Annotated in this window: 29 protein-coding genes; 15 read left to right on the top strand and 14 right to left on the bottom strand. The window is 59.6% G+C overall.

Going from position 1 to position 26,326, the window contains the following annotated elements:
• Positions 1 to 23 precede the first annotated feature (23 nt).
• From ACVWZP_RS04855 to rarD, 3 genes are all read left to right on the top strand, one after another.
• Complete coding sequence (locus tag ACVWZP_RS04855) at positions 24 to 926, top strand: LysR family transcriptional regulator (protein WP_457369445.1); 903 nt, start codon at positions 24 to 26, stop codon at positions 924 to 926.
• A gap of 81 nt (positions 927 to 1,007) precedes the next feature.
• Positions 1,008 to 2,018 (top strand): aldo/keto reductase, encoded by a 1,011-nt coding sequence (locus tag ACVWZP_RS04850; RefSeq protein ID WP_256822175.1) that lies wholly within the window; start codon positions 1,008 to 1,010, stop codon positions 2,016 to 2,018.
• Positions 2,019 to 2,177: 159 nt separating this feature from the next.
• On the top strand, positions 2,178 to 3,059 hold the full coding sequence (gene rarD / locus ACVWZP_RS04845) for an EamA family transporter RarD (protein ID WP_057004165.1): 882 nt from the start codon (positions 2,178 to 2,180) through the stop codon (positions 3,057 to 3,059).
• A gap of 53 nt (positions 3,060 to 3,112) precedes the next feature.
• On the opposite strand, the gene ACVWZP_RS04840 is transcribed toward rarD, so the two are convergent.
• The 3 genes from ACVWZP_RS04840 to ACVWZP_RS04830 all read right to left on the bottom strand — a co-directional run bounded on the left by ACVWZP_RS04840 (position 3,113) and on the right by ACVWZP_RS04830 (position 6,748).
• A complete protein-coding gene (locus ACVWZP_RS04840) occupies positions 3,113 to 4,327 on the bottom strand; it encodes a dermonecrotic toxin domain-containing protein (RefSeq protein WP_301556173.1) in 1,215 nt (404 codons plus the stop codon).
• 175 nt (positions 4,328 to 4,502) lie between these two features.
• On the bottom strand, positions 4,503 to 5,579 hold the full coding sequence (gene hppD / locus ACVWZP_RS04835) for a 4-hydroxyphenylpyruvate dioxygenase (RefSeq protein WP_017846293.1): 1,077 nt from the start codon (positions 5,577 to 5,579) through the stop codon (positions 4,503 to 4,505).
• A 245-nt stretch (positions 5,580 to 5,824) separates the two neighbouring features.
• Entirely contained in the window at positions 5,825 to 6,748 is a 924-nt protein-coding gene (locus tag ACVWZP_RS04830; protein WP_457369444.1) for a DMT family transporter, read from the bottom strand.
• A 78-nt stretch (positions 6,749 to 6,826) separates the two neighbouring features.
• On the opposite strand from ACVWZP_RS04830, the gene ACVWZP_RS04825 reads away from it, so the two are divergent.
• The 3 genes from ACVWZP_RS04825 to ACVWZP_RS04815 all read left to right on the top strand — a co-directional run bounded on the left by ACVWZP_RS04825 (position 6,827) and on the right by ACVWZP_RS04815 (position 9,889).
• Positions 6,827 to 7,741: a LysR family transcriptional regulator gene (locus tag ACVWZP_RS04825; RefSeq protein ID WP_457369443.1), complete on the top strand. Its 915-nt coding sequence runs from the start codon at positions 6,827 to 6,829 to the stop codon at positions 7,739 to 7,741.
• Positions 7,742 to 7,788: 47 nt separating this feature from the next.
• Positions 7,789 to 9,330, top strand: coding sequence for an EAL domain-containing protein (locus tag ACVWZP_RS04820; protein ID WP_457369442.1), 1,542 nt, complete (start codon positions 7,789 to 7,791; stop codon positions 9,328 to 9,330).
• Positions 9,331 to 9,526: 196 nt separating this feature from the next.
• Complete coding sequence (locus ACVWZP_RS04815) at positions 9,527 to 9,889, top strand: histone-like nucleoid-structuring protein, MvaT/MvaU family (RefSeq protein WP_017846297.1); 363 nt, start codon at positions 9,527 to 9,529, stop codon at positions 9,887 to 9,889.
• Positions 9,890 to 10,004: 115 nt separating this feature from the next.
• On the opposite strand, the gene ACVWZP_RS04810 is transcribed toward ACVWZP_RS04815, so the two are convergent.
• A complete protein-coding gene (locus ACVWZP_RS04810) occupies positions 10,005 to 10,541 on the bottom strand; it encodes a DUF4946 domain-containing protein (protein WP_046383529.1) in 537 nt (178 codons plus the stop codon).
• A 198-nt stretch (positions 10,542 to 10,739) separates the two neighbouring features.
• On the opposite strand from ACVWZP_RS04810, the gene gloA reads away from it, so the two are divergent.
• The gene (gene gloA, locus ACVWZP_RS04805) at positions 10,740 to 11,261 is read left to right on the top strand and encodes a lactoylglutathione lyase (protein ID WP_108524182.1); all 522 of its coding nucleotides are present in this window, start codon (positions 10,740 to 10,742) and stop codon (positions 11,259 to 11,261) included.
• Between the two features lie 243 nt (positions 11,262 to 11,504).
• Here the strand turns inward: gloA and ACVWZP_RS04800 are convergent, their stop codons facing one another.
• On the bottom strand, positions 11,505 to 12,401 hold the full coding sequence (locus ACVWZP_RS04800; RefSeq protein WP_108524183.1) for a LysR family transcriptional regulator: 897 nt from the start codon (positions 12,399 to 12,401) through the stop codon (positions 11,505 to 11,507).
• A 105-nt stretch (positions 12,402 to 12,506) separates the two neighbouring features.
• On the opposite strand from ACVWZP_RS04800, the gene ACVWZP_RS04795 reads away from it, so the two are divergent.
• Complete coding sequence (locus tag ACVWZP_RS04795) at positions 12,507 to 13,502, top strand: aldo/keto reductase (RefSeq protein ID WP_057004170.1); 996 nt, start codon at positions 12,507 to 12,509, stop codon at positions 13,500 to 13,502.
• 129 nt (positions 13,503 to 13,631) lie between these two features.
• Here ACVWZP_RS04795 and ahpF read toward each other — a convergent pair whose 3' ends face one another.
• The 3 genes from ahpF to ACVWZP_RS04780 form a co-directional block, all read right to left on the bottom strand.
• On the bottom strand, positions 13,632 to 15,197 hold the full coding sequence (gene ahpF / locus ACVWZP_RS04790) for an alkyl hydroperoxide reductase subunit F (RefSeq protein ID WP_046383533.1): 1,566 nt from the start codon (positions 15,195 to 15,197) through the stop codon (positions 13,632 to 13,634).
• A 118-nt stretch (positions 15,198 to 15,315) separates the two neighbouring features.
• Positions 15,316 to 15,879 (bottom strand): alkyl hydroperoxide reductase subunit C, encoded by a 564-nt coding sequence (gene ahpC / locus ACVWZP_RS04785; RefSeq protein WP_010210361.1) that lies wholly within the window; start codon positions 15,877 to 15,879, stop codon positions 15,316 to 15,318.
• 133 nt (positions 15,880 to 16,012) lie between these two features.
• Positions 16,013 to 16,945, bottom strand: coding sequence for a site-specific integrase (locus ACVWZP_RS04780; protein ID WP_046383535.1), 933 nt, complete (start codon positions 16,943 to 16,945; stop codon positions 16,013 to 16,015).
• A gap of 170 nt (positions 16,946 to 17,115) precedes the next feature.
• On the opposite strand from ACVWZP_RS04780, the gene ACVWZP_RS04775 reads away from it, so the two are divergent.
• The gene (locus ACVWZP_RS04775; RefSeq protein ID WP_046383536.1) at positions 17,116 to 18,123 is read left to right on the top strand and encodes a DNA-binding protein; all 1,008 of its coding nucleotides are present in this window, start codon (positions 17,116 to 17,118) and stop codon (positions 18,121 to 18,123) included.
• Here the strand turns inward: ACVWZP_RS04775 and gorA are convergent, their stop codons facing one another.
• Positions 18,124 to 19,482, bottom strand: coding sequence for a glutathione-disulfide reductase (gene gorA / locus ACVWZP_RS04770; RefSeq protein ID WP_046383537.1), 1,359 nt, complete (start codon positions 19,480 to 19,482; stop codon positions 18,124 to 18,126).
• 105 nt (positions 19,483 to 19,587) lie between these two features.
• Positions 19,588 to 20,427 (bottom strand): UTP--glucose-1-phosphate uridylyltransferase GalU, encoded by an 840-nt coding sequence (gene galU / locus ACVWZP_RS04765; RefSeq protein WP_003212579.1) that lies wholly within the window; start codon positions 20,425 to 20,427, stop codon positions 19,588 to 19,590.
• A 310-nt stretch (positions 20,428 to 20,737) separates the two neighbouring features.
• Here galU and ACVWZP_RS04760 point away from each other — a divergent pair, with 310 nt between their 5' ends.
• Both ACVWZP_RS04760 and ACVWZP_RS04755 read left to right on the top strand, forming a co-directional pair.
• Positions 20,738 to 20,923, top strand: a complete 186-nt coding sequence (locus ACVWZP_RS04760; protein ID WP_017846306.1) for a hypothetical protein — start codon at positions 20,738 to 20,740, stop codon at positions 20,921 to 20,923.
• A gap of 192 nt (positions 20,924 to 21,115) precedes the next feature.
• Complete coding sequence (locus ACVWZP_RS04755; RefSeq protein ID WP_017846307.1) at positions 21,116 to 21,397, top strand: hypothetical protein; 282 nt, start codon at positions 21,116 to 21,118, stop codon at positions 21,395 to 21,397.
• A 9-nt stretch (positions 21,398 to 21,406) separates the two neighbouring features.
• Here the strand turns inward: ACVWZP_RS04755 and ACVWZP_RS04750 are convergent, their stop codons facing one another.
• From ACVWZP_RS04750 to ACVWZP_RS04735, 4 genes are all read right to left on the bottom strand, one after another.
• The gene (locus tag ACVWZP_RS04750) at positions 21,407 to 21,637 is read right to left on the bottom strand and encodes a hypothetical protein (RefSeq protein WP_046383538.1); all 231 of its coding nucleotides are present in this window, start codon (positions 21,635 to 21,637) and stop codon (positions 21,407 to 21,409) included.
• A 77-nt stretch (positions 21,638 to 21,714) separates the two neighbouring features.
• Positions 21,715 to 22,632, bottom strand: coding sequence for a c-type cytochrome (locus tag ACVWZP_RS04745; RefSeq protein ID WP_026139942.1), 918 nt, complete (start codon positions 22,630 to 22,632; stop codon positions 21,715 to 21,717).
• A complete protein-coding gene (locus ACVWZP_RS04740) occupies positions 22,629 to 23,276 on the bottom strand; it encodes a c-type cytochrome (RefSeq protein ID WP_046383540.1) in 648 nt (215 codons plus the stop codon). The genes ACVWZP_RS04745 and ACVWZP_RS04740 overlap by 4 nt, the downstream gene beginning before the upstream one ends.
• Before the next feature lie 175 nt (positions 23,277 to 23,451).
• Positions 23,452 to 23,802: a hypothetical protein gene (locus ACVWZP_RS04735; protein WP_046383541.1), complete on the bottom strand. Its 351-nt coding sequence runs from the start codon at positions 23,800 to 23,802 to the stop codon at positions 23,452 to 23,454.
• Positions 23,803 to 24,016: 214 nt separating this feature from the next.
• Between ACVWZP_RS04735 and ACVWZP_RS04730 the strand changes: the two genes are divergently transcribed.
• From ACVWZP_RS04730 to ada, 4 genes are all read left to right on the top strand, one after another.
• On the top strand, positions 24,017 to 24,319 hold the full coding sequence (locus tag ACVWZP_RS04730; protein WP_017846312.1) for a DUF1883 domain-containing protein: 303 nt from the start codon (positions 24,017 to 24,019) through the stop codon (positions 24,317 to 24,319).
• A 26-nt stretch (positions 24,320 to 24,345) separates the two neighbouring features.
• Entirely contained in the window at positions 24,346 to 24,510 is a 165-nt protein-coding gene (locus ACVWZP_RS04725; protein WP_017846313.1) for a hypothetical protein, read from the top strand.
• Positions 24,511 to 24,514: 4 nt separating this feature from the next.
• A complete protein-coding gene (gene alkB, locus ACVWZP_RS04720; RefSeq protein WP_046489457.1) occupies positions 24,515 to 25,180 on the top strand; it encodes a DNA oxidative demethylase AlkB in 666 nt (221 codons plus the stop codon).
• Positions 25,181 to 25,255: 75 nt separating this feature from the next.
• Positions 25,256 to 26,302 (top strand): bifunctional DNA-binding transcriptional regulator/O6-methylguanine-DNA methyltransferase Ada, encoded by a 1,047-nt coding sequence (gene ada, locus ACVWZP_RS04715; RefSeq protein WP_017846315.1) that lies wholly within the window; start codon positions 25,256 to 25,258, stop codon positions 26,300 to 26,302.
• The last annotated feature ends 24 nt before the right edge of the window (positions 26,303 to 26,326 follow it).

Here is a 26,326-nt window from a genome sequence, read left to right as displayed (position 1 = left end):
AGATATTTAAAGGATTTTTACAAATGAGCTCGATTCTCGACCTGGAAGTCTTCGTGCGCAGCGCCGACACCGGCAGCCTGTCGGCGGCCGCGCGCAGCCTCAGTCTCACGCCGGCCGCCGCGAGTATTGCGCTCAAACGCCTGGAAACCCGCCTGGGCATACGGCTGCTGGCGCGCTCCACCCGCAGCATGCGCCTGACCGAGGAAGGCCGGCGCTATCTGGACAGCGTGCGCGTGGCCCTGGAAGCCCTGTCCGAAGGTGAACAGGCGATCAAGCAACAAGGCCAAAGCCTCAGCGGTTGGCTGCAATTGGCCGCGCCTTCGGATTTCGGGCGCAACGTGCTGCTGGGCTGGCTGGATGAGTTCAAGCTGGAGCACCCGAGCATCCGCGTTCAACTGTTGCTGAACGACAGTAACGCCGACCTGTTCCGCGAAACTGTCGACATCGCGCTGCGCTTCGGTGTACCCCGTGACTCCAGCCTGGTGGCGTTGCCGGTGGTGCCGGACCACCGCCGCATCGCCTGCGCCAGCCCCGCCTACCTCGCGCGCCATGGCGCACCGAGCACGCCGGCAGAACTGGCGCAACACAACACGCTGCGCTACATGCGCCAGGGGCGGGCCAACAACACCTGGTACTTCCGCCAAGGCGCCGAGCTGCAGGAAGTCGAGGTGACGGGCGACTATTTGAGCGATGACGGCGAAATCGTGCGGCGCTGGGCATTGGCCGGGCATGGCATCGCCTATAAAGCCAACCTGGATATCGCCAGCGACATCCAGGCCGGGCGCCTGGTGCCGCTGTTGACCGACTGGCAGGGCGAACCCACGCCCTTCAATCTGATGTGCCCCCATCGCCTGCAAGTGTCGGAACGGGTGAAAGTGTTGCATCGCTTCCTCCAGACACATTGCCGGACGCTGCTGAGCGTATGAAGAAACACGCCCAGGGCTTGTCCCAGAGCCTGCGAGTCTGGTATTGCATGGCACACGTTTTCCTGATTTGAGGAGCTTTGCATGATTTATCGCACGTTGGGCCAATCCGGGTTGAAGGTCAGCGCCTTGACCCTGGGCACCATGATGTTTGGCGAACAGACCAACACCGAAGACTCGTTGCGCATCATCGACAAGGCCTGGGACCAGGGCATCAACTTCATCGACACTGCCGACGTTTATACAGGCGGACGTTCGGAAGAGCTGGTCGGTGAAGCCATCGCCCGCCAGCGTCAGGATTGGGTGGTGGCGTCCAAGGTCGGCTTTGGCCCACCGGACGGTTTGCCCAACCGCAGCGGTTTGAGCCGCAAGCGTATTTTCAATGCACTGGAAGCCAGCCTGACCCGCCTCGACACCGACTACCTGGATATCTACTACCTGCACCGCGAAGACCACAACACCCCGCTGGAGGTCAGCGTATCGGCGATCGGCGACCTGATTCGCCAGGGCAAGATCCGTTACTGGGGCCTGTCCAACTACCGCGGCTGGCGCATTGCCGAAGTGATTCGCGTGGCCGAGCGCCTGGGCGTGGACAAGCCGGTGATCAGCCAGCCGCTGTACAACATCGTCAATCGCCAGGCCGAGATCGAACAGATCACCGCCGCAGCCGCCTATGGCTTGGGCGTGGTGCCTTACAGCCCACTGGCCCGTGGCGTACTCAGCGGAAAATACGCACCCGATGCCACGCCCGAGGCCGGCAGCCGCGCCGCGCGGCAGGACAAGCGCATTCTGGAAACCGAATGGCGGGTCGAGTCGCTGCGCATTGCTAAGCAAATCCAGCAATACGCCCAAGAACGTGGCGTGGGGATTGTCGAATTCGCAATCGCCTGGGTACTGAATAACGCGGCCGTCAGCTCTGCGATTGTCGGCCCGCGCACCGAAGCGCAGTGGGATGCGTACACCGGCGCACTGGATGTGAAGCTCACGGTTGAGGACGAGGCCTTTATCGACTCGCTGGTAACGCCGGGGCACTCGTCCACCCCGGGCTTCAATGATGTCGGTCACTTTGTGTCGGGGCGCATGGCACGCACGTAACCCCCCGGAAAATCGCAGTTCACTGCCCTTCTGCCGAGGGCAGTGAGCAAAACCTGGATGAAACGCCCCAAAACAGAGCCACCCTCTGACGCCAAAAGCACTATATTCCCCTGCTGAAATCCCCCCTCTTTTGTATCCAACGGTTTTCGCGAGGACAGCGTGTCTAAAGGTGTTGTGTTATCGGTCTTGGCTTCGGTGTTGTTTGCCGTGATGTATTACTTCACGTCGCTGCTGACGCCCTTGAGTGGCCTGGAGATTTTCGGCTGGCGCATGTTACTCACCGTGCCGTGCATGACGGTGTTCATGCTCATCAGCGGCGAATGGCGACGGGTATGGGACGTGCTGCGGATGCTGGCGGCCAGGCCGCGACTGATTGGCGGCATCGTGGTGTCCTCGGCGCTGCTCGGCGTGCAATTGTGGCTGTTCATGTGGGCGCCGCTGAATGGGCGCAGCCTGGATGTGTCGGTGGGCTATTTCCTGCTGCCGCTGACCATGGTGCTGACCGGACGCCTGGTGTACGGCGAACGCTTGTCGCGGCTGCAACAGATCGCAGTGTTTTTTGCAGCCCTTGGGGTGCTTAACGAACTGTATCAGGCCGGTGGTTTTTCCTGGGCCACGCTGGTGGTGATCATCGGCTACCCGGTCTATTTCGTGGTGCGCAAATACCTGACCACCGACCATTTGGGCGGGCTGTGGCTGGACATGGCGCTGATGCTGCCGGTGGCCTGGTGGTTTGTGCAAAGCGGCGAACAGGGCTTTGCGGTGATGGCGGCCCATCCGAAACTGTACGCATTGATCCCGATGCTGGGCGTCATCAGTGCCTCGGCGCTGGTGAGCTATATCATTGCCAGCCGCTTGCTCGCATTCAGCCTGTTCGGGTTGCTCAGTTATGTGGAGCCGGTCCTGCTGCTGGGGGTGGCGTTGCTGCTGGGTGAAGGTATCAAGACGGGCGAATGGCTGACCTACATCCCGATCTGGCTGGCGGTGATGGTGCTGGTGTACGAAGGCTTCAAGCACCTGGTGCGCCAACGCAGGGCATAAGCGCGAGAGCGTGGGGGGCATCCATGCCCTCCTGCTCAGGGCTGCGCCGCAATTCAGCGGGTTTGCACCTGGACTGTTGGCTGAACAGGCGTGCCAAATTGCTTTTCCAACAGGTCGGCCACGGCGTTCAGTTGCTCGCGCCTTGAGCCGTAAATCGGGATGTCGCTCTGCACTTGATTGCCTACCTCTTCCAGGGAGGCATCCATCACTTCTTTCTTGACGCCAAACAGATTGCCCAGTCGATTGCCCTGGTTCAGCTCGAGCAACGTGCCTGTGACCGGGTTCTTGGCGATTTTTTCGATAGAATAAGCCACGTCTTCAGGAACGCCCAACGCCTCCAGCGCCGTCCCCAGGCCATGGCCTGGGTTTCTGAGCTGCTTGAGGAATTCGTCGTAGAGCCCATTCAGATCATTGGCGCCCGCATTGCTCAGGAGAAGATTACCGAGATCCGCTTTGTATTCCTTGGGCGTCATCAATACGAGCGGGTCGTTATTGTTCAGCCCGTTACGCACTAAGTAGGGACCATCCTTGCTACCGCCATGCAGGTTGCCGTAACCGTCATAATAATAAAGCACCTTATTGCCATCCGCGCGCGTCCCGACGTAGGTGGCTGTGCCGTCCGGCGATAGGTTGTGGAGGCGCGTGTCGGTCAGGCCGTTGACCGGCACCGGCGGGGTGCTGGCGTCTTTGTCCAGACGCGTAAAGATGTCCCCCTTCTCATACCCATAACTGCCGACCACCTGATTGGGATCGCCAGCGGCAAATTTCCCCAGCACCTGCTTGACCCGCTCCACTTGCTTTGGCGCCGCGTCACTGGAGAAGTGTGCGGCAAGCTGGTCCACCTTCTTTGGATCGCTGAGCGCCGCCTTGAGCGAGGCCGTCATTTCTTCACGGGTGTTGAATGCGTGAAACGACTGACCTTTTTGCTCCGGCAAATACATCAGAAAGTTCGGCCCTTCGGCGGTCGCCGGCGTGCGCTTGGCCATGACGATGTCTTTGGCTTGTACGCCATCGACGCCAAAGGTCGACACCTGCACACCGGGTGCTCCCGGTTTGCCAGGCCTTACGACGGCAGTCGCCAGCGCTCGCCCGCCGGCACTCAGCGAACCGTCGCGGAACTCTGACTGTATGCGGTCCATGTAGTTTTGAAACGCCTGGTCGACTGGGTCCGAGTCGCTGGTCGAGCGGATGCGGCGAGTGGACACTGCGGGCTCGTTTTGCGCGTAAGGGGTAAGCGGATGTTGGCTTGCATAGGATGTATTGATCATAAAATGTATCCCGACGTGACTACTGAAGTTCGGCATCCCTGCATCAAGGCACAGGAGGTTTCCTGCGGCCCTGCCATCTTTGTGGACGCGGCTCGAAATACGGTTCCTCACACCTGGCGTACAAAAAAACCCGGCAGAGGCGACCTCGACCGGGTTTGTTGTGACGAGAAGGTGATCAGTCGGTGTTCAGTACACCGCGGCGCACCTGGTCACGCTCGATGGACTCGAACAGCGCCTTGAAATTGCCCTCGCCGAAGCCATCATCGCCCTTGCGCTGGATGAATTCGAAGAACACCGGGCCCATCAGGGTTTCCGAGAAAATCTGCAACAGCAGGCGTTTGTCGCCTTCAATGGACGAACCGTCGAGCAGGATGCCGCGCGCTTGCAGTTGGTCCACCGGCTCGCCATGGTTCGGCAGGCGACCTTCGAGCATTTCATAGTAGGTATCCGGCGGCGCGGTCATGAAGCGCATGCCGATCTTCTTCAATGCGTCCCAGGTCTTGACCAGGTCGTCGGTGAGGAACGCCACGTGCTGGATGCCTTCACCGTTGAACTGCATCAGGAACTCTTCGATCTGCCCGGCGCCCTTGGACGACTCTTCGTTGAGCGGGATGCGGATCATGCCGTCCGGGGCGCTCATGGCCTTGGAGGTCAGGCCGGTGTACTCGCCCTTGATATCGAAATAGCGCGCTTCACGGAAGTTGAACAGTTTCTCGTAGAAGTTGGCCCAGTAGGCCATGCGCCCGCGATACACGTTGTGCGTCAGGTGATCGATGACCTTGAGGCCGGCACCGACCGGGTTGCGCTCTACGCCTTCGAGGTAGACGAAATCGATGTCGTAGATCGAACTGCCTTCGCCGAAACGGTCGATCAGGTACAACGGCGCGCCGCCGATGCCCTTGATCGCCGGCAGGTTCAGCTCCATCGGCCCGGTGTCGATATGGATCGGCTGGGCGCCCAGTTCCAAGGCGCGGTTGTAGGCCTTTTGCGAGTCCTTCACACGGAACGCCATGCCGCACACCGATGGGCCGTGCTCGGCCGCGAAGTAGGAGGCGATGCTGTTGGGTTCGTTGTTGAGAATCAGGTTGATCTCACCCTGGCGATACAGGTCAACGTTCTTGGATCGGTGGGTCGCGACTTTGCTGAAGCCCATGATCTGGAAGATCGGCTCCAGGGTGCCTGGGGTGGGTGATGCGAATTCGATGAACTCAAAGCCCATCAGGCCCATTGGGTTTTCGTATTGGTCAGCCATTTTCGGCGCCTCTTCATTCTTGGGATGAACGGATGTCAATTGCCAGCAAGGATGAAGTGGGAGGGAGGCGCACACGAGAGACCTCGCACGCTGCGGGCGAGGAAGTCACCGAAGATGAGGGGGGAGCCGAGTAGCTTCATGGGTACATCAGTCTCTGACGGCTGAGGCTTGCGTGAGCGCAAGTCCATATTCTTGTATGCGTAAATCGATTCTACACAGCGTAACAGTGTTTGTCCGCACTCTTATCAAATCCCCATTGGCCTGCTCGGAGCAAGGGGTTTGTTGCACAGGTAGATACCGAGCAGGATCACCGCGCCGCCCAATAGCATCGGCAGAGTCAGTCGCTCATCCAGCAACACCGCGCCGCAAATGACGGCGGTCAGCGGATTCAGCGCGATAAACACACCGGCGCGGGTCGCGCCGATTCGGCGGATGCCGTCGTACCAGCCGATATACGCCAGCGCCGAGCCCAGCACCCCGAGGTACAACAGGCTGAACAGTTGCGGCCAATGCACGGCGGCCAGCGCATTCAGGCTGATCCTGCCACTGATGAGGGTGGTGGCCGTCAGCATTACTGTCCCCAGCAGAATCGACCACGTGACTGTTTGCAACGCGCCCAGGCTCTGGTTGAGTTCACGGGAACACAATGAGTACACGCCCCACCCCACCACGCAGCCGAAGACCAGTAAATCGCCGACCCACGCGTTGGCTGCGACCTGCAGCAGTTGGGGATTGCGGCTGACAATCACCGTGCCCGCGCCGACCAGGCACAAGGCAATCCCCAGCCACTTGGCCGCGCCCAGGCGTTCCTTGAACAGCCACCATGAAGCCACGCCGATCACTGCGGGGTTTAGGGCCACGATCAAGGAGGCTCGCGATGCATTGATGTAATGCAGGCCGTAAAAGAAGCACAGGTTGTAGAAAAAGATGCCGAAAAAACCCAACACGGCCAGGCGCGCCCATTGCCTGGCGTCAGGGCGAGTCAGGCGCACGCGTGCGCAGGCCATGAACAGCAACAGTGCAACGCTCGCCGATAGAAAACGCAGGGTCGCGGCCAGCAGCGGGTCAAGGTCGGTCGCCAGGTAGCGGCCGGCCACAAAGGTCCCGCCCCAGATCATGGTCACAGCGGTGAGCTTCAGATAAGTCGAGCGGTCGGAGGAAGATGTCATCGGCGGGTTGCTCTGTGGCCTGTAGGATTGGCGTATCCTCCAGCTAATGATCAATCATCGTAAAATGAGTAAATACTCATGACCCTCACGCAATTGGAAATATTCTCGCGGGTCGCCGAACTGCAAGGTTTCACCAGTGCAGCCCTTCGCATGGGGATCAGTCAGTCTGCCGTGTCCCATGCGATCAAAGCCCTGGAGCAAGAGCTGGGGGTGGAGTTGTTTCGACGCCATCAGTCCCCAATCGAACTCAGCGACATCGGCCGGCAACTGCTGATACGCGCCCGCACGTTGCTCGGCGTGGCCGACACCTTGCAGCAGGAAGCCTGCGACGCGCGCGGGATGAAACGCGGTACGCTGCGCATCGGCTCTTTCGGCCCCACCTCATCCAATCGCCTGCTGCCGCGCATTCTTAAGCGCTATCGGCTGCAGCATCCGGGCATTGAAGTGCATGTCGACGAAGGCCCGGATCGCCAAGTGATCCAATGGCTGGATGAGCGGCGTATCGACGTCGGGTTTGTGGTACTGGAGCACGAACGATTCGATACGTTTGCGCTGTTCAAAGACCAGATGGTCGCCCTTTTGCCCGCCGCCCACCCCTTGGCCGAACGCCCTTGCGTGGCACTGAAGGCGCTGTGCACCGACCCGTTCATCCTCACCGAAGCCGGCTCGCTGGAACTGGTTTCGCGACTGTTCGACAGCGCCCGGTTGACCCCGAATGTGCGTTATCGCTGTTCGCAATTGCTCAGCACCCTGGAAGCGGTGAGTCGCGGCGACGGCGTCAGCGTGGTGGCGCAGGCGTCGCTGCCCGAAACGCCGGATGCGCGCTACACCGTGCGCCCGCTGTCGCCGCCGGTCAGCCGCGAAGTTGGCCTGGCGGTGCTGGATCAACGCCAGTCGACACCGGCGACCCTGGCCTTTATTCAAGTTGCACAAAGCGTGGATTTCTCTGCCGCGGCGAGCTTAATTGAGCCCGGCCATCTATCATCGAGTTAATCCTGCGCCTTGCGGCGTTCCGCCTCCCACCACAGACCGTTCGCCCCATGCCCCTGACCGTCAACGGCCCGCAAAAACGCGCCACTCGCTACCTGATCAGCGCACTCAGCGCGCTGCTGCCAATCGGCCTGGGCATACTCATCCTGCACTGGCAGGCTGAACGCACGCTGCAACAAAGTACCGCGCAGATGGCCCAGGAAGCGGTGCGCCAGTTCGACCTGATGCTCGACAACACCGCCCTCGCCGCCCAGGCCTTGCTGCCGCTGGCCGGCCAGCCCTGTGACAGCGGCGTGCAGCTGGCACTGCGCGAGCAAGTCACGCGCCGGCCGTTTGTCCGGGCAACCACCTTGTCCTGGCAGAAAAACATCTATTGCAGTTCCTTGTTCGGCGGTGGTTATGAATCGCAGGTCAACCCGGGCGATTATGTCGATGGGCGCTTGTGGTTGATGGATGGCAACCCGGTCACACCGGATACCGCACTGCTGGTATACCGCCTGGTCGACGGTGATCAAGGCGCCTTTGCGTCGATTGATGGCTACCACCTGACCAACGCCCTGCGCCTGATCAGCCGCCACGCAGAGCTGGTCCTGCAGGTAGGGCCGCACTGGATGGGCGCTGACGGCAAGGTGCAGGACACGGCGTTGCCGGTATTTGCCGTGGCCCATCACCATCTGGTGTCGCCGCGTTATCACTACAGTGTCGACGCCGGCATGCCGGCCGGGGAAACCTGGCGCTATATGCAGGAGCGTTACCCGGCGCTGTTCAGCCTGGTGGTGTTCTTCGGTGTACTGGCGGGCGTGCTGGCTCACTGGCTGCAGAAACGCTCGTCGGCCCCGACCCACGAGCTGCAACGGGCCCTGGGCGCCAATGAGTTCGTCGCCTATTTCCAGCCGGTGGTACGCGGGGATACGCGCGAGTGGGCCGGCTGCGAAGTCTTGATGCGCTGGAACCACCCCAAGGAAGGCCTGGTGCGGCCGGACCTGTTCATTCCGCTGGCCGAAGATTGCGGCCTGATCGTACCCATGACGCGCGCGCTGCTGCGCCAGACGGCAGCGCAACTGGCGCCGCATGCCGAGCATTTTCCCCGTGGCTTCCATATCGGCGTGAATATCACCGCGCGTCATTGCCAGGACTTGGCCCTGGTGCAGGACTGTCGCGAGTTTCTCGCGGCCTTCCCGCCTGGCCAGGTAACCTTGGTGCTGGAACTGACCGAGCGCGAGCTGATCAACCCTACGGACATCACCCGCCGCCTGTTCGATGCGCTGCATGAACTGGGTGTGATGATTGCAATCGATGACTTCGGTACCGGTCACTCCAGCCTGGCCTACTTGCGCAACTTCAATGTCGACTACTTGAAGATCGATCAAAGCTTTGTCGCCATGATCGGTGTAGATGCTCTCTCGCGGCATATTCTGGACAGCATCATAGAGCTGTCCGGCAAGCTCGACTTGGGCATCGTTGCCGAAGGCGTGGAAACAATCGAGCAATGTGAATACCTGGCGGCACAAGGCGTGGATTTCCTGCAGGGTTACCTGTTCGGGCGCCCGCTGCCCTGCGATGAGTTCATTAAATCCCTGATCAGCCATTGAATAGCCATCTACCGCGCCGATGAAAGAGTGTTAATTAGCTAAAGACATGATTTACTCGTGACGGATTAACTACTACAATTTTTCATACCTGTGCAGAACTCGCAGGAAGGCTTCTTTCTTGAGTCGCCTTACAGCTCTTGGCTTATAGCGTTATCTGCAGTTGATATCAGCCAAATACACTATTGGAGTAAAGATTTTGTCCAGACTCGCCGAATTTCGCGCAGCAGAAAAAGCCCTTCAAGAGCAGCTTGCCCAGCTGGAATCCCTGAAGAACGACGCTGGCCTGAAGAAAGAAATCGAATTCGAAGAAAAGCTGCAAGCGTTGATGAAGAGCTATGGCAAGGGCCTGCGCGATATCATTTCCATCCTTGACCCTAACCCAGGCAAGGCCGCAGCGGTCGCCACCGCACCAAAACAGCGTCGCGCACGCGTGGTTAAGGTTTACCAGAACCCGCACACCGGCGAACTGATCGAGACCAAAGGCGGCAACCACCGCGGCCTGAAAGCCTGGAAAGAACAGTACGGCGCTGCCACTGTAGATTCCTGGCTTCGCGGCTGATCGACAACGCACTTGCAAAGAGCCCCGCAACAGCGGGGCTTTTTTTGTTTAAACGTTCGAATGCGAACTTAAATAACATTTCACTTTGTTCAAAAACGCTTACTGTGGGGCCTTTTCAAAGTTTCAGGCTGTCGCGCACCGAACGGACTTCATCCTTGCTCGCTTCGTATGCTTGCGCCTGGCCTGCGTATGAAAAAACAAAGGCTTTATCGGTATCAACAGCGCCCACCAATGTTTGCGAGAGTACGTGGCGGCCGTTCTCGGTAATCACACAAGTAGTTTCCAGCGCCTCAAGACGACTCAATGTTGTAGGATGCATCTTGCTGCACACACTTTGATAGCCGCCCTGGGCAAAGTCTTTCTGGATGGACTTGCGCATTTCCAGTAACACGCCCTCAAGATTGACGGCATGCCCGGCCTCGATCGGCGTGCCCGTCAACTCCATGACCATCACTGTCGCGCCATTTTCATCATTCTTGATTGCCCGTTGCCGAGACACCGGTTGAGTGTTGGCGGGCGTCTCCCCGGCAGGCTCCACTTCCTCGATTTGCCAGCCGCTGGGCCAGTGAATTTCCGGTTCGGCCGCCAGCGCCATAGGGCTACCCAATAACAAACACAACGTGCTCAACAACGCTGTACGACATTCGCTCATTACAAAAACATCCCAGGTTCAAGCGCCGAAGTTTGCGGCCCAGCCCCTGCGGCTCGCAAGGCCTGCGTGGGCTTTTTCATTTGGCGCGGCGGGCGGGCCTTGCGTATCATGGCCCAGCCGCACGAATGCTTGCCGCAAGCCAAGGGAACGCACCGCTCATCTCACGCCGCGTTTGCCCCATTTTTTTCTGGAGGGCCCATGAGCCTGCACGATCTGAACACTTTCCCGGGCGTCACCGCCCAGCCTGACACCGCCACGTCGAACTTCGTGTTCAACCACACCATGCTGCGGGTCAAGGACATCACCAAATCCCTGGATTTCTACACCCGCGTCCTCGGGTTCTCGCTGCTCGAAAAGCGCGACTTCCCGGAAGCCGAATTCAGCCTGTACTTCCTCGCACTGGTGGACAAGGCCCGGATCCCCGCAGACGCCACCGAGCGTACCCAGTGGATGAACTCGATCCCAGGCATCCTGGAACTGACCCACAACCACGGCACCGAAAACGACGCCGACTTCGCCTACCATAACGGCAACACCGACCCACGCGGCTTTGGCCATATCTGCATTTCGGTGCCGGATATCGTGGCCGCGTGCGAGCGCTTCGAAGCCCTCGGCTGCGACTTCCAGAAGCGCCTGAGCGATGGCCGCATGAAAAGCCTGGCGTTCATCAAGGACCCGGACGCTTACTGGGTTGAGATCATTCAGCCCACGCCGCTGTAAAAATCCGACGCCATCAAAATGTCCGATGCCACGCCTAGCGTGAGGACATGAGACGCCAAGAAAACCTACACGGCGCAGCCCTCCGCTCACTGAAGCACTGGCGCTTTGGTGGGCTGGGGGCCATATGGGTGTGCAGCGGTTGCACGCGTGGGCATGTCAGAACCAGGCCCCGGCAATCGCAATGACACGACCCAGGCCGGCGGACGTCATCGCGCAACCCCCAAGCGTGCCGCGAATGGCGTGTTACGCAGACTCTCCATAACGGAAGAATTCTATGAAGGCCCGCAATGCAGGACGCATCAGTCGCCGGGAAGGATAGTAGATATAAAAGCCATCGAAGGGTGGACACCATTCTTCCATGACGGAAATCAGCCTGCCTGCGCGGACATCGGCCAAAACGCTTTCCTCAAACAAAAAAGCCAGCCCAATGCCGTCGAGGGCGGCCTGCCTCATCAGTTCCTGCTGTGGCAGGATCAGATTGCCGTTCACCCCGACACTGATGGCATGCCCGTCGCGCTCCAATTCCCAGCGGTAGATACGGCCACTCTGGAACCTGCGGCGGATGCAGTTGTGTGCGGCCAGGTCGCGGGGGTGCAGAGGTTTGGGATGCCCGGCGAAGTAAGCCGGGGCCCCAACGATCATGCCGCGCCGTGCCCCACCAGCACGTACCGCGATCATGTCGATCTCCAGGCTCTCCCCGAGCCTGATCCCGGCGTCACACCCTTCCTCGACTATGTTCTCAAACGTATCCGAAACGCGAATGTCGAGCTCAATCGCAGGATAGAGCGCCACGAATGCCGGCAGTCGACGCATGATGACTTCCTGGACAGCGAGGAGCGGCATCGTGATCCGTAAGGGACCAGAAGGCGCAACAGCATCCTCCGTAACTTCCGCGAACCCGGTTTCGATTTCGGCGAGGGGGCCTGTGACCCGTGCCAGAAGGCGTTCGCCCTCCTCTGTCGGGCGTGTCGAGCGTGTGGTCCTTGCCAATAGGCGCAGCCCCAAGGCGCCCTCTAACGTGGAGACCGCATGGCTGACCGCAGAAGGCGCGATGCCGAGTTGATCGGCCGCCGCGCGAAAGCTGCCTGTCTTGGCGACGGCGACGAAAACGACGAGTTGGGAAAGCTGTGTTCTGTCCATTGTTCTAAATTTTAGATCAACACAATCTCGCTTGCACGGATTATCAGCGCTAGTCGCTCGCACTACCCTGTTCGTATTCCGGCTAACTTCACAGAGGAACACGTTATGGAACATCGCAAATTAGGCAAAATCGACGTCTCGGCCATCGGTTTGGGCTGCATGGGACTGAGCCAGGCCTATGGCGTCCAAGATGAAACCAGTTCAATCCAGACACTGCATCGTGCAGTCGAACTTGGCGTAACCTTCTTCGATACTGCCGAGGTTTATGGCCCGTATCGCAACGAGATACTTCTGGGCAAGGCGCTCAAGCCGTATCGGGAACGCGTGGTCATCGCGACGAAGTTTGGCTTCATCTACAACCGGGATCGGAACGATTTCGGTGAAATCACCGGAACGGATGGCCGTCCCGAAAATGCCCGGGCCGTCGCGCACGCTTCGCTCAAGCGCCTCGATACCGACGTCATCGATCTTTACTATCTGCACCGTGTCGACCCAGCGGTGCCCATCGAAGAGAGTGTCGGAGCAATGGCCGAACTGGTCACCGAGGGCAAGGTTCGCGCGATCGGCCTTTCCGAAGTCTCTGCCGAGACATTGCGCCGAGCCCACGCCATCCACCCGATCACCGCGTTACAGAGCGAATATTCTCTGTGGACGCGTGATGTCGAAACCAATGGCGTTCTCGACACCTGCCGCGAGCTGGGCATTTCCTTCGTGCCGTTCAGCCCGCTCGGCCGCGGCTTCCTGACCGGCAAGGCGCCCGTTACCGCCACGCTGGAAGCGGGAGATTTCCGACACAATCTGCCGCGCTTCCAGCCTGGGCACGTCGAGGCAAACCGCAGGTTGGTGAGCGTGATCGAAGAAATCGCCGCCGCAAAAGGAGTGAGCGCTGCGCAAGTCGCCCTGGCTTGGGTGCTGGCCCAGGGCAACGACATCATTCCGATCCCCGGTGCGAAACGCCTCGAACATCTGGAGCAGAACGTCGCCGCGACCCGCCTGAAATTGACCGAAGAGGAATGCACCTGGCTCGAAGCGACGTTCTCGCCCGAAAACATCTCGGGCAACCGATACCCGGCAGCGTTTGAGGTGATGTCTCAGAAATAAAACCCGCACTGAAGGTGCAGACCTTGTGTATCGGGCAGTGGCGTAGCCCAGCAAAATACGCTACCGAAACCATCCTGAAATAAAAAACCCCATGTTTACACACGGGGTTTTTTATTTACGGCGCGGACTTCAGGCCGGCGCCGAGGTCCGGATCAGGTGATCGAACGCGCTCAGCGAAGCCTTGGCGCCCTCGCCCACCGCAATCACGATCTGCTTGTACGGCACAGTGGTCACGTCACCGGCAGCGAATACACCCGGCAGTGACGTTTCGCCACGCGCATCGACAATGATCTCGCCCCGGGGCGACAGTTCGACGGTGCCTTTGAGCCAATCGGTGTTGGGCAACAAACCGATCTGCACAAAGATGCCTTCCAGGCCGATGGTGGTGAACTCGCCATTGTCGCGATTCTTGTACACCAGGCCGGTGACTTTCTGGCCATCGCCTTTAACTTCACTGGTCAGTGCGCTGGTGATCACGTCGACATTCGGCAGGCTGAACAGCTTGCGTTGCAACACAGCATCAGCCCGCAGCTTGCTGTCGAACTCGAGCAAGGTAACGTGGCTGACGATGCCGGCCAGGTCGATGGCCGCTTCGACGCCGGAGTTACCGCCACCAATCACCGCTACGCGCTTGCCCTTGAACAGCGGGCCATCACAGTGCGGGCAGAAGCACACGCCCTTGGCCTTGTATTCCTGCTCGCCCGGAACGCCCATTTCACGCCAGCGGGCGCCGGTAGCCAGGATCACCGTCTTCGACTTGAGCGTCGCACCGCTTTCAAAACGGATTTCGTGCAAGTCACCGGCATTTTTCGCCGGCACCAGGCTGCTGGCACGCTGCAGGTTCATGATGTCCACGTCGTACTGACGCACATGAGCTTCAAGCGCGCTGGCCAGTTTCGGCCCTTCGGTTTCCTGTACCGAGATAAAGTTCTCGATGGACATGGTGTCCAGCACCTGGCCGCCAAAACGCTCGGCCACCACACCGGTACGGATACCTTTGCGCGCAGCGTAGATAGCCGCCGCCGAACCGGCCGGGCCACCGCCGACCACCAGCACATCGAATGCCGCTTTGGCACTGATCTTCTCGGCGGCTTTTTCGATACCGCTGGTGTCGAGCTTGGCGAGGATTTCTTCCAGGCCCATACGGCCCTGGCCGAAATTCACACCGTTGAGGTAGACACTTGGCACGGCCATGACCTGGCGCTCATCGACTTCGGCCTGGAACAGCGCGCCGTCGATGGCCACATGCTTGATGTTCGGGTTCAGCACGGCCATCAGGTTCAGCGCCTGGACCACGTCCGGGCAGTTCTGGCACGACAGCGAGAAGTAAGTCTCGAAGCTGAACTCGCCTTTGAGCGCGCGAATCTGTTCAATCACTTCGACACTGGCCTTCGACGGGTGGCCACCGACTTGCAGCAGGGCCAACACCAGCGAAGTGAATTCATGCCCCATGGGGATGCCGGCAAAACGCAGGCTGATCTCGGCACCCGGGCGGTTGATGGAGAACGAGGGCTTGCGTGCATCGTCACCCTCGGTTTTCAGGGTAATCAGCGTGGTGAGGCTGGTTACGTCCTGCAAAAGTGCAAGCATTTCCTGGGATTTCGCGCCGTCATCGAGGGAGGCGACGATCTCAATCGGCTGGGTGACCCGTTCCAGGTATGACTTCAACTGAGCTTTAAGATTGGCGTCCAACATACGGGCGATTCCTTTGAATTTGGTAAAAAAAAACGCCCGAGCGAATCTCGCCCGGGCGTTTTTGAGGGCGGTTGCAGCTTACTTAGGTGCGGAATCCCGCCCTTGATGTGTCACAGACTTAGATCTTGCCGACCAGGTCCAGGGACGGAGCCAAGGTGGCTTCGCCTTCTTTCCACTTGGCTGGGCACACTTCGCCTGGGTGGGCAGCGACGTACTGAGCGGCTTTGATTTTGCGCAGCAGCTCGGAAGCGTCACGACCAACACCGCCGTCGTTCAGCTCAACGATCTTGATCTGACCTTCTGGGTTGATCACGAAAGTACCGCGGTCTGCCAGGCCGGCTTCTTCGATCAGCACGTCGAAGTTGCGGGAGATGGTCAGGGTTGGGTCGCCGATCATGGTGTACTGGATCTTGCCGATGGCTGGCGAGGTGTTGTGCCAGGCAGCGTGGGCAAAGTGGGTGTCGGTGGAAACGCTGTAGATTTCGACGCCCAGCTTCTGGAATTCGGCGTAGTTGTCAGCCAGGTCTTCCAGCTCGGTCGGGCAAACGAAGGTGAAGTCGGCCGGGTAGAAGAACACTACGGACCATTTGCCTTTCAGGTCAGCGTCAGACACGTCTACGAAGTTGCCGTTTTTGTAGGCGGTCGCTTTGAACGGTTTTACTTGGCTGTTGATGATAGGCATCGTTGACTCTCCGTCAGGGGTTGGTAAGTTGATGAAGTGAATCCTACCCACTCTCTTGGCCGATGGCTCATTGGCAAACCTGATGCTCGCGATTGGCTTTCTCTATCAGCCGACAGTATCAATAGAAGAAACCTCAAATCAGCGGCGCAGTTGCCAGGGTCATGCCTAGAAAGGGTGTCGCTTCAACATAGCGCATGGCGGATTTCATGTCGTTCCAGCCGACGTAACTCATCAACGACTTCAAATCCCAACCACTGCGATGGGCCCACGTGGCAAAGCCCCGACGCAGGGAGTGGCTGGTGTAGTGCTCGGCCGGAATACCCGCACGCTCCAAGGCCTGGCGCAACAGCGGGATCACGCTGTTGGGGTGCAACCCCGCCTCGCCCAGGTTGCCCCAGCGGTCAATCCCGCGAAACACCGGGCCGCGGACCAGCGCCGAAGCGCTGAGCCATTCACTGTAAGCCTGCACCGGGCACAGCCGCAGCAATGCCGGGGTTTGGTAGGTCTTGCCGAGGTTGTCGCGGTCGCTTTTGCTGCGTGGCAGGTACAGGCTGATGCCGGCCCCGGGCACGGCCTGAACGTGCTCGATGCTCAATCGGCACAACTCATCACTGCGAAAGCCGCGCCAGAAGCCGAGCAGGATCAATGCACTGTCGCGTTTGGCGCGCAACAGCCGGGCGGGGTCCTGGGCTTCGCTCGCTGCGCGCGCCTCCCCTTCCAGGCATGCAACCACCTGTTCCAGATGCTTGAGCTGCAACGGCTGCGCCTGCTTCTCCCGCGCCGGGTGTACGGCGCGAATTCCCTTGAGCACCTGGCGCACGACCGGCGCCTTGGTCGGGTCGGGAAAACCCTGGCTCGTATGCCATTGCGCCAATGCCGAAAGGCGCAACTTCAAGGTATTCACCGCCAACACCCCGGCATGGGCCACGAGGTAACGCGCCACGCTGTCACTGGTGGCGGGCAGGAATCCGCCCCAACTCACCTCGAAGTGCTCGATGGCTGCGCGATAGCTGCGGCGCGTGTTATCGCGGGTAGCGGCGTTGAGGTAACGATCCAGATCGCTCATGAAAGCCTTTTCGTACTGCTGATAGGGCGCACTCACGGTGAAAACCGCGCTGACACGGGATAATACGCCAATATCCCATCTGTTAGATCATGATTTTTAACTCGTTTTTATTCATGATATGATATGTAAATACATACCATGTACCACAGTACTAAATCGACGGAGACCCCATGGCTCGTGGCGGCATAAACAAAGCAGTCGTTCAAACGGCACGCCTGGCGATCCTCGCCCGCGGCGAAAACCCCAGCATCGACGCAGTACGCATCGAAATGGGCAATACCGGCTCGAAAACCACGATTCATCGCTACTTGAAGGAACTGGACGAGAGCGAAACGCGGCAGACCATCACCGAAGCGCCCATCGACGATGAACTCGGCGAACTGGTGGCACGGCTTGCCCAGCGCCTGAAAGAGAAAGCCCAAGAGCCCATCGACCTGGCCCTGGCGCAATTCGAGCAACAGAAAACCGCCCTGCTCGCCCAGCTCGAAACGCTGCAAGCAGCCCACAACCAACTGCAACAGCAATTCGATATCCAGGCTGCGGCCCTTGCCGAAGAAAGCGCAGCCCTGCAAACCGCCAGCACCAGCCTGCAGACCGAACAAACCCGTAACGCCGGGTTGAGCCAGGCATGCAGTGACTACGAGCTGCGCATCAGCGACAAGGACGAACAGATTCGCTCGCTGGAAGACAAACACCTGCACGCCCGGGATGCCCTGGAGCATTACCGCAACGCCATCAAAGAACAGCGCGAACAGGAGCAACGACGCCACGAAGGCCAGGTGCAACAGGTCCAGGCGGAACTGCGCCAGGCCCAGCAGAGCGCCATGGTGCGCCAGGACGAGATCACCCAGTTGCACCGCGACAACGAGCGCTTGCTGATCGAACATCGGGTGACGGTGAAGGAGTTGGCGGCACTGCAGGAGCAAGTGCGCAAGGACCAGGCGCAGCAACTCAACCTGAGCGAACAGTTGAAGCAGATCGACAGCGAACGCACCCTGCTCCAGGAACGCCTGCGGGTCGCGGTGCAAGACAGTCAGTCACGCCAAGCCGCGCTGAGCGAATTCCAGCAGGCCAACAAGGCGCTGGAGCTGGACCTGATCAAGGCTCAGGCCAGCATCGAGGCGTTGCGTCTGACAGCCGCCGTTGCAGCGACCGCCGAGGCAACGCCCAGCACCTGATCAGTCGGCCACGGGCGTTCGCATGGTGACGAACTCTTCGGCCGCCGTCGGGTGTACGCCAATGGTTTCATCAAAATGCTGCTTGGTCGCGCCCGCCTTGAGCGCGATCGCCAAGCCCTGCACGATTTCCCCGGCGTCCGGGCCGACCATATGGCAACCCAGGACCCTGTCGGTGTCGGCGTCGACCACCAGTTTCATCAGGGTTTTTTCCTGGCAGCCGGTCAATGTCAGCTTCATCGGCCGGAAACGGCTTTCGAAAACCTTCACCTTATAGCCTTTGCCCTTCGCATCTTCCTCGCTCAGACCGACCGTACCGATGTTCGGCAGGCTGAACACGGCTGTCGGGATCATCGCGTAGTCCACCGGGCGATACTGCTCCGGCTTGAACAAGCGACGCGCCACGGCCATGCCTTCGGCCAGGGCCACTGGGGTCAACTGCACGCGACCGATCACATCGCCAATCGCCAGGATCGACGATTCGGCGGTCTGGTACAGGTCATCCACTTCGACAAAACCGCGCTTATCCAGTTTGACCCCGGTGTTTTCCAGGCCCAGGTTATCCAGCATCGGCCGACGGCCAGTGGCGTAGAACACGCAGTCTGTTTCCAGCACGCGCCCGTCTTTGAGGGTGGCCTTGAGGCTGCCGTCGGCTTGCTTGTCGATCCGTTCGATATCGGCATTGAACTGCAGATCCAGGCCACGCTTGGTCAACTCTTCCTGCAGATGCTTACGCACCGCACCGTCAAAACCGCGCAGGAACAAGTCGCCGCGATACAGCAAAGACGTCTGCGCACCCAAACCATGGAAAATTCCGGCGAACTCAACGGCGATATAGCCACCGCCAACCACCAGCACGCGCTTGGGCAGCGTTTTGAGGAAGAACGCTTCATTGGAACCGATCGCGTGCTCATGCCCCGGTATCTGCGGGATCTGCGGCCAGCCGCCGGTCGCGATCAGGATGTGCCTGGCCGTGAAGCGCTCGCCATTGATTTCCACCTGATGCGGATCGACCAGTCGCGCATGCCCTTCATGCAGGGTCACGCCGCTGTTGACCAGCAGGTTGCGATAGATGCCGTTGAGGCGGTTGATCTCGCGGTCCTTGTTGGCGATCAGGGTCGCCCAGTCAAAGTTCGCCGCCCCCAGGGACCAGCCGAAACCGCTGGCCTGCTCGAAGTCTTCGGCAAAATGCGCGCCGTAGACCAGCAGTTTCTTCGGCACGCAGCCGACGTTCACACACGTGCCGCCCAGGTAGCGGCTTTCCGCCACGGCCACCTTGGCGCCAAAACCGGCGGCAAAGCGCGCAGCACGAACGCCGCCGGAACCGGCGCCAATCACATACAGGTCAAAATCGTAGGCCATTTCACTCTCCTCGGCAGGCAATCAGCATACCGACTTAGTTGGGGGCGAAAAACGAAAAAGCCACCCGAAGGTGGCTTTCTCTTACAACAGGCGGGCAACCGTGAATCAGTAAGCCTTGCCAGTCTTGTAGAAGTGCTCGTAGCAGAAGTTGGTCGCTTCGATGTAGCCTTCGGCGCCACCGCAGTCAAAACGACGACCCTTGAACTTGTACGCGATCACGCAACCGTCTTTGGCCTGCTTCAACAGGGCGTCGGTAATCTGGATCTCGCCACCCTTGCCCGGCTCGGTTTCTTCGATCAGCTTGAAGATATCCGGGGTCAGGATGTAACGACCGATGATCGCCAGGTTCGACGGAGCATCTTCAGGCGCTGGCTTCTCGACCATGTCGCGCACGCGGATCAGGCCATCGCCGATGTCGTCACCGGCGATCACGCCGTACTTGTTGGTTTCTTGAGGATCGACCTCTTGAACCGCGACGATGGTGCAACGGTACTTCTGGTACAGCTTGACCATCTGGGTCAGTACGCCGTCGCCTTCCAGGTTCACACACAGGTCGTCGGCCAGTACCACGGCGAACGGTTCGTCACCGATCAGCGGACGGCCGGTCAGGATGGCGTGGCCGAGGCCTTTCATCTGGGTCTGACGGGTGTAGGAGAACGAGCACTCGTCGAGCAGCTTACGGATACCAACCAGGTATTTTTCCTTGTCGGTGCCTTTGATCTGGTTTTCCAGCTCGTAGCTGATGTCGAAATGGTCTTCCAGCGCGCGCTTACCACGGCCGGTAACGATAGAGATTTCATTCAAACCGGCATCCAGTGCCTCTTCGACGCCGTACTGGATCAGTGGCTTGTTCACCACCGGCAGCATCTCTTTGGGCATGGCCTTGGTCGCTGGCAAGAAGCGAGTGCCGTAACCGGCTGCTGGGAACAAGCATTTCTTGATCATATGGGTCCTTACAAAGGGCTGTGCGTACGGAATTCGGCGCAGTCTAATCAGGCCGCAGTCACCTTACAATGGGTCCTGCTGGCGTTGCGATGTCATCATAGAGAAAAAATGTCGGCGTAAGTTCCGCTAATCCTACAAAGAGCTTCACCAATACCCCGACAAAAACAGCGTAGCCCTGTGGCTTGAAAAGGGCTGCAACCCTTTTAGCACGCTTTGGCGCCGCAAACATTGACCTGGAATAACTTGGGCGGTGGCGCGACAATTGGAGCTATCATTACGCCCTTGAACCAGACTACGAGATTGTTAATAGATGTCAGAACCCAAAGGCGTGAACGGCTACCTGATCACTAAGCGAGCGGACGGTTGGCACCTGATCAACTTCCACGGCGACAGCGTCGCTGGCGCATTCGCGACCGAGAGCCAGGCAACTGCGGTGGCAGAAGTGTTTGTGGATGAAGCGGGCCACGCATCGAGCAAGCGACCGAAGGGCAAGTAAGCCTTGGAAGCTGCGTAAAAAAGCCCCGGTGAACGGGGCTTTTTTGTATCTTTTGTATAACCCTGAAATAGGCTTACACCTGACTTTCAGGACGAGACATGTCTATACGTAGATGGCAGTTCGCTATAGTCTCGTCGAAACGCCCCACGACAGTGTCAGCGCGCCCTCCAACACCCTCGATGATGAACACACATGAACAAGATTCTGGCACTCACTGCAGTATTGGCGCTCGCCGGCTGCACGACCACGTCTGATGTCTACCTGAAAAACGGCGAACAAGGCCTGACCATCGACTGCTCGGGCGAAGCCAATTCCTGGGCCAGTTGCTACGAAAAGGCCGACGCCTCTTGTGCGGGCACCGGCTACCGTATCGTCGGTACCGAAGGCACGCCTTCGCTCAAGGAAAGTGAAAAGACCCTGGGCCAGGACGTGGGCAACTTCAAAAGCCGCAGTGTGGTGGTGGTCTGCAAGTAAGCGTTACGTCTACAGCTGGATATCGGCAAACTTGATACCCAGGCCACGGACGGTCTCCACCAGCTCATCCAGGCGCGAGAAAGATTCGACTTCATCCTGATCGTCCACCAGGAAAAAACTGCGACCGCCGCTTTTCTTGAAGAATACGATCCATTCCCCGAGGTCAGCCGGGTTCTGGATGATGTGAGTGGCCGATATCTGACCTTCGGCCTGGCGAGCCCTGACGTGTTCACGCTTCATGAAAGACTTCCCAAAAAAGACACATGCCGCACAAACCGAGGGTTTGCGCGGCATTTTTGCGTTGATTGGGCGTGAGTCTAACGGATGCCCTGCCCAATCAACACGCCTTCTACGGTTTGGCCGTAGAGATTGACCCCATCGTTGGCGTGGAATTTGACCCGGGTTTTCTCCACGGAACCGTCAACCAGGCGCGGGTCCTGCGGTCGCTCGTGGCTGTTGACGTAGGCCGCTACGTCCCAGGCTTGCTGGTCGCTCAGGCTGCCACCCTTGCCCAGCGGCATGTTGTGCTTGATGAAGGACGCCGCAGTATTGATGCGGTGCATGCCGGCGCCCCAATTGTAGGAGTCCTTCCCCCACAACGGTGGCATCACGTAACTGTCACCGACCTTCTGGCCCTGCCCTTCGGGGCCATGGCAGACGGCGCATTGCCCTTTGTAAACCTGCGCGCCCCCGGACAGGTCATAACCTTTGGCCGGTTGGGCCACGTCGGGATACCCACGGCCTGGTAACTCCACGCCCAACGGTGCTTTGCTGGCCAGCCAGTAGGCGTACACCGAGAGCGCGGTAATTTCGCGACTATCAGCGGTCGGCGGCGTACCGCCGTTCATGCTGAATTGGAAACACCCCTGCAACCGCTCGGCAAAGGTGTTGACCTTGTCGTTCTTCTTTCGATAGGCCGGATACATCGGGTAGGCGCCCCACAGCGGCGCCGAGTTGGCCAGGCGGCCCTGATCCAGGTGGCAATTGCTGCAGTTGAGCCCGTTACCGACGAATGTCGGCGCCAGGCGTTTGGTATCCACGAACAACGCGTAGCCCTCCTTGACCAGCTTGCCGTAGGCATTGTCAGGCAGCTCGCTCTCTTGGGGCGGCTGGAATTGACTGACAGCCGCATGGCCGGCAGAAGGCTGCAACTGCGACTGGTCTTCCATGGCGATCGTAGCGGCGTGGGCGGACGGCAGACCCAACAGTCCTAGAACTAAAACAAACGGGCTCATGGCTTGGCCTCCAGTTTCAGTGAGGCGAAATACTGGGCCACGCCCTGTACTTCATCCGGCGTCAGGGATTTTGCGATGTGGCCCATCAGATCATTCGGGTCGTTGTGACGGGTGCCGTTTTGCCAGGCCGTCAACTGTGCTGCCAGGTAGGTGGCAGGCTGACCGGCAAGAGGCGGGAACGTGTCGCCGACACCCGTACCGGCAGGACCATGGCAACTTGCACATGCCGGAATCTGCCGCTCCCAGGCGCCCTGCTGGGCGAGCTTTTGCGCAGCACCGATAGGCATCTCGCTGCGATGGATCGGTTGCGGGACGGCGCCTGGCATCGCCGCCAGCGCCTGGCTGACAGCGTCGATCTCGGCGTCAGTGAGGGCATTCGCCAAGGGTTGCATCACCGGGTTGGCACGCGTGCCGCGCTTGAAGTCTTCCAACTGTTTACGCACATACAGGGCCGGCAACCCCGCCAACCTGGGGAAGCCCGCGGCGGCGAGCCCCGCGCCATCGGCACCATGGCAGGCTACGCAAGGCATGGCGCCCGGCTGCGAGCCGCCCTCGGTGAATATCTTCTTCCCATCCAGCGCGTGGGCATTGCCCAGCAGCAACATCAGCGCACTGCCTATCAGCACTCGTTCCAGAGACATCATCACGGCTCCATTTTTTATAGTTATATATTTAGGCGTTTATGTCATAAGCCTACAAATGGTAGGAGAACCTTCCCGTCGCGACAACTGCGAAAACGCGCGCAAAAAAAAGCCTGACACCGCAATGGCAGGTCAGGCTTTTTTATCGGATTCAAACGGACCGTGTAAACGCGCGGCCTCAGCCGGAAATGCAGTCCTCCCCGGCCTTCTTCACATCGCCCGGGCGGATCGGCACATTGGACATGCTCTCGTAGAGCTTGATGCTGCTGCCACTGGAGCGCTCGTCAATCTCGAAAATAGCCGACGGGTCAGCGGAGAATTTCTGCGGCACAATCACCTGCACGCCGTCTTTATGCGGCTCGATCTGCGGCGGCCGGCGGGTAGTCGACAATTTGCGTACCACACAGGCGGCATATTCCTGCGGTTTTTTCCCTGAAATGACCGCCAAGGTCGGGGGGGTCTGCTTGATATCTGCAACCGAAGCACACCCACCAATCGCCAAGGCCAGAACCAACACACTCCACTTCATATAAAACCTCCGATAAAGACCCTAGGACAGCGGGGATGGTAATTTTCTCCCGCCCACGTAGGATTTATCCCTGATAACTCGGTAAATAACTGTTTTAAATTGTCGAAGTCGTCGACGACGGCCCGATAATAAACGCGCTGGGGCTGATAAACTCTATCTTAACCTACGTATCGTTCTGATTTTTCAGAAAAAGCCCTTCTGGAGACACCCGCCCATGAAATTCATCCACCAGCGTGAGCACCTCAACGAGGGAGATATTGTCGTCATCGAATGCTCACAGACTTGTAATATCCGTCTGATGAGCGATGCGAATTTTCGCAGCTTCAAGAATGGCGGTCGTCACACCTACCACGGCGGCGCGTTCGACAAGTTCCCGGCGAAAATCACCGCGCCGAGCACCGGTTTCTGGAACATCACCCTGGACGTTGTGACGCGCCGCGCCATCAGCGTTACCCGCAAACCTGCGCTGTCCCACAAGATCCGCATCGTTCGTCGCACCAACAGCAAATTGAGCTGATCCGAACACTCGACAGGAAAAAAGCTGTGACCACGACCAAATACGTCATTAAGTACAAACTCAACGGCGAACGCCGCTTTGAGTTTGCCCAACTGCACAGCAACAGCGTCGAAGAAGCCAAGCTAGTACTGGCGAAGATTCACGACGCCAGCGATGAAATCACTGACATCAACGTGAGCAAGGCGCTGTAAGCCCATGCCCGGCCCGACCGTCGACCTGTTCGCCGACGACGCCCTGCAACAACCCGCAGGGCGTGAGCAGATTGGCGAACAGTCCCACGTTCTGAGGGGCTATGCCCTGCCCTGGATTGAGCATCTTCTGCCAGCGTTGCGCTGCGTGCTGGCTCAGTCGCCGTTTCGGCAAATGGTCACGCCCGGTGGTTTCACCATGTCGGCCGCGCTGAGCAGTTGCGGAGAACTGGGTTGGACCACCGATCCCAGCGGCTACCGCTACACCGCGCTTGACCCGCGCAGTGGCCACCCCTGGCCAGCCATGCCCGAGACGTTGCGCCAACTGGCGGCACACGCGGCGGCCGACGCCGGGTTCAGCGATTTTGTGCCCGATGCCTGCCTGATCAACCGTTATGTGCCGGGGGCGAAGATGTCGTTGCACCAGGACAAGAACGAACGCTGCTATACCGCGCCGGTGGTTTCCGTGTCGCTGGGGCTGCCGGCGATCTTCCTGTTCGGCGGCCATGCACGCAGCGACAAGCCGCAAAAAATCTCGTTGTTCCATGGCGATGTGGTGGTGTGGGGCGGGGTCGATCGTCTGCGCTTCCACGGAGTCATGCCGGTCAAGGACGGCACGCATCCGGTCATGGGCCCGCAACGCATCAACCTGACCTTTCGCACCGCCGGCTGATTTGACCGCAAGCTTCAGAGTGCCAGGCCGCCGCGACACGACTAATCTGGCCGTGACCCGTCATGAGAGCAGGCAATGAATAACGAACATGACCCGCGCTGGGCAGCGATCCTCGCCCGTGATCCTCAGGCCGACGCGCTGTTCGTCTATGGGGTAAAAACCACCGGTGTGTATTGCCGTCCCAGCAGTGCCTCGCGCTTGCCGCGCCCGGAAAACGTCGAATTCTTTGAGACACCTCAACAGGCCGAAGCCGCAGGCTATCGCCCAAGCAAACGCGCGACCGGTGACCAGACGCAACGCGCGGCGCGTCACGCCGAACTGGTGGCCAACGCTTGTCGGCAGATCGAACACGCCGAAACCCCGCCCAGCCTCGACCAACTGGCACAGCAAGCCGGGCTGAGTGCGTTCCATTTCCACCGCGTGTTCAAGTCAGTCACCGGCCTCACCCCCAAGGGCTATGCCAGCGCCCAGCGCTCACGCAAAGTGCGCAAGGGGCTCAAAGGTCGCAACACCGTCACCGACGCGCTGTATGACGCCGGCTTCAATTCCAACAGCCGCTTCTATGAATCGGCGGACCAACTGCTTGGCATGAAGCCAAGCGATTACAAAGCCGGCGGCACGAATACTCACATCCATTTTGCCGTCGGCCAATGTTCCCTCGGCGCGATTCTGGTGGCGCAAAGTCATCGCGGCGTGTGCGCGATTCTGCTGGGCGACGAGCCGGACACGCTGGTGCGCGATCTGCAGGACCAATTCCCCAACGCCGAACTGCTGGGCGCCGACCCAGCCTTCGAACAGTTGGTCGCCCAGGTGGTGGGTTTTATAGAAGCCCCGGCCCTGGGCCTGGACTTACCCTTGGACCTGCGCGGCACGGCCTTTCAGGAACGGGTATGGCAGGCCTTGCGCGACATCCCGGTGGGCAGCACCGCCAGCTACGCGCAGATCGCCGAACGGATTGGCGCGCCCACCGCCTTTCGGGCCGTGGCCCAGGCCTGTGGCGCCAATCGCCTCGCAGTGGCGATTCCCTGCCACCGCGTGGTGCGCAGTAATGGCGAGTTGTCGGGCTACCGATGGGGTGTGGAGCGCAAGCGCCAGTTGCTGGAACGCGAGCGCGACCGCTAAAACAGCCCGCGCCACTACACGAAA

The organism is Pseudomonas sp. TE36184, from assembly GCF_054060055.1.
Note: the sequence above shows the minus strand (reverse complement) of the source record. Positions and strands in the feature narration are given on the sequence as shown.

What these genes read in the sequence shown, in the direction of transcription:
- ACVWZP_RS04825 (WP_457369443.1), top strand. Translation starts at nt 6,827, where the DNA reads ATGACCCTCACGCAATTGGAAATATTCTCGCGGGTCGCCGAACTGCAA.
- ACVWZP_RS04840 (WP_301556173.1), bottom strand. Translation starts at nt 4,327, where the DNA reads ATGATCAATACATCCTATGCAAGCCAACATCCGCTTACCCCTTACGCG.
- ACVWZP_RS04810 (WP_046383529.1), bottom strand. Translation starts at nt 10,541, where the DNA reads ATGAGCGAATGTCGTACAGCGTTGTTGAGCACGTTGTGTTTGTTATTG.
- ACVWZP_RS04755 (WP_017846307.1), top strand. Translation starts at nt 21,116, where the DNA reads ATGAACAAGATTCTGGCACTCACTGCAGTATTGGCGCTCGCCGGCTGC.
- gloA (WP_108524182.1), top strand. Translation starts at nt 10,740, where the DNA reads ATGAGCCTGCACGATCTGAACACTTTCCCGGGCGTCACCGCCCAGCCT.
- alkB (WP_046489457.1), top strand. Translation starts at nt 24,515, where the DNA reads ATGCCCGGCCCGACCGTCGACCTGTTCGCCGACGACGCCCTGCAACAA.
- ada (WP_017846315.1), top strand. Translation starts at nt 25,256, where the DNA reads ATGAATAACGAACATGACCCGCGCTGGGCAGCGATCCTCGCCCGTGAT.
- ahpC (WP_010210361.1), bottom strand. Translation starts at nt 15,879, where the DNA reads ATGCCTATCATCAACAGCCAAGTAAAACCGTTCAAAGCGACCGCCTAC.
- ACVWZP_RS04850 (WP_256822175.1), top strand. Translation starts at nt 1,008, where the DNA reads ATGATTTATCGCACGTTGGGCCAATCCGGGTTGAAGGTCAGCGCCTTG.
- ACVWZP_RS04775 (WP_046383536.1), top strand. Translation starts at nt 17,116, where the DNA reads ATGGCTCGTGGCGGCATAAACAAAGCAGTCGTTCAAACGGCACGCCTG.
- ACVWZP_RS04855 (WP_457369445.1), top strand. Translation starts at nt 24, where the DNA reads ATGAGCTCGATTCTCGACCTGGAAGTCTTCGTGCGCAGCGCCGACACC.
- ACVWZP_RS04760 (WP_017846306.1), top strand. Translation starts at nt 20,738, where the DNA reads ATGTCAGAACCCAAAGGCGTGAACGGCTACCTGATCACTAAGCGAGCG.
- ACVWZP_RS04795 (WP_057004170.1), top strand. Translation starts at nt 12,507, where the DNA reads ATGGAACATCGCAAATTAGGCAAAATCGACGTCTCGGCCATCGGTTTG.
- gorA (WP_046383537.1), bottom strand. Translation starts at nt 19,482, where the DNA reads ATGGCCTACGATTTTGACCTGTATGTGATTGGCGCCGGTTCCGGCGGC.
- ACVWZP_RS04740 (WP_046383540.1), bottom strand. Translation starts at nt 23,276, where the DNA reads ATGATGTCTCTGGAACGAGTGCTGATAGGCAGTGCGCTGATGTTGCTG.
- ACVWZP_RS04820 (WP_457369442.1), top strand. Translation starts at nt 7,789, where the DNA reads ATGCCCCTGACCGTCAACGGCCCGCAAAAACGCGCCACTCGCTACCTG.
- ACVWZP_RS04745 (WP_026139942.1), bottom strand. Translation starts at nt 22,632, where the DNA reads ATGAGCCCGTTTGTTTTAGTTCTAGGACTGTTGGGTCTGCCGTCCGCC.
- ACVWZP_RS04730 (WP_017846312.1), top strand. Translation starts at nt 24,017, where the DNA reads ATGAAATTCATCCACCAGCGTGAGCACCTCAACGAGGGAGATATTGTC.
- ACVWZP_RS04750 (WP_046383538.1), bottom strand. Translation starts at nt 21,637, where the DNA reads ATGAAGCGTGAACACGTCAGGGCTCGCCAGGCCGAAGGTCAGATATCG.
- ACVWZP_RS04830 (WP_457369444.1), bottom strand. Translation starts at nt 6,748, where the DNA reads ATGACATCTTCCTCCGACCGCTCGACTTATCTGAAGCTCACCGCTGTG.
- galU (WP_003212579.1), bottom strand. Translation starts at nt 20,427, where the DNA reads ATGATCAAGAAATGCTTGTTCCCAGCAGCCGGTTACGGCACTCGCTTC.
- ACVWZP_RS04780 (WP_046383535.1), bottom strand. Translation starts at nt 16,945, where the DNA reads ATGAGCGATCTGGATCGTTACCTCAACGCCGCTACCCGCGATAACACG.
- ahpF (WP_046383533.1), bottom strand. Translation starts at nt 15,197, where the DNA reads ATGTTGGACGCCAATCTTAAAGCTCAGTTGAAGTCATACCTGGAACGG.
- hppD (WP_017846293.1), bottom strand. Translation starts at nt 5,579, where the DNA reads ATGGCTGACCAATACGAAAACCCAATGGGCCTGATGGGCTTTGAGTTC.
- ACVWZP_RS04735 (WP_046383541.1), bottom strand. Translation starts at nt 23,802, where the DNA reads ATGAAGTGGAGTGTGTTGGTTCTGGCCTTGGCGATTGGTGGGTGTGCT.
- ACVWZP_RS04800 (WP_108524183.1), bottom strand. Translation starts at nt 12,401, where the DNA reads ATGGACAGAACACAGCTTTCCCAACTCGTCGTTTTCGTCGCCGTCGCC.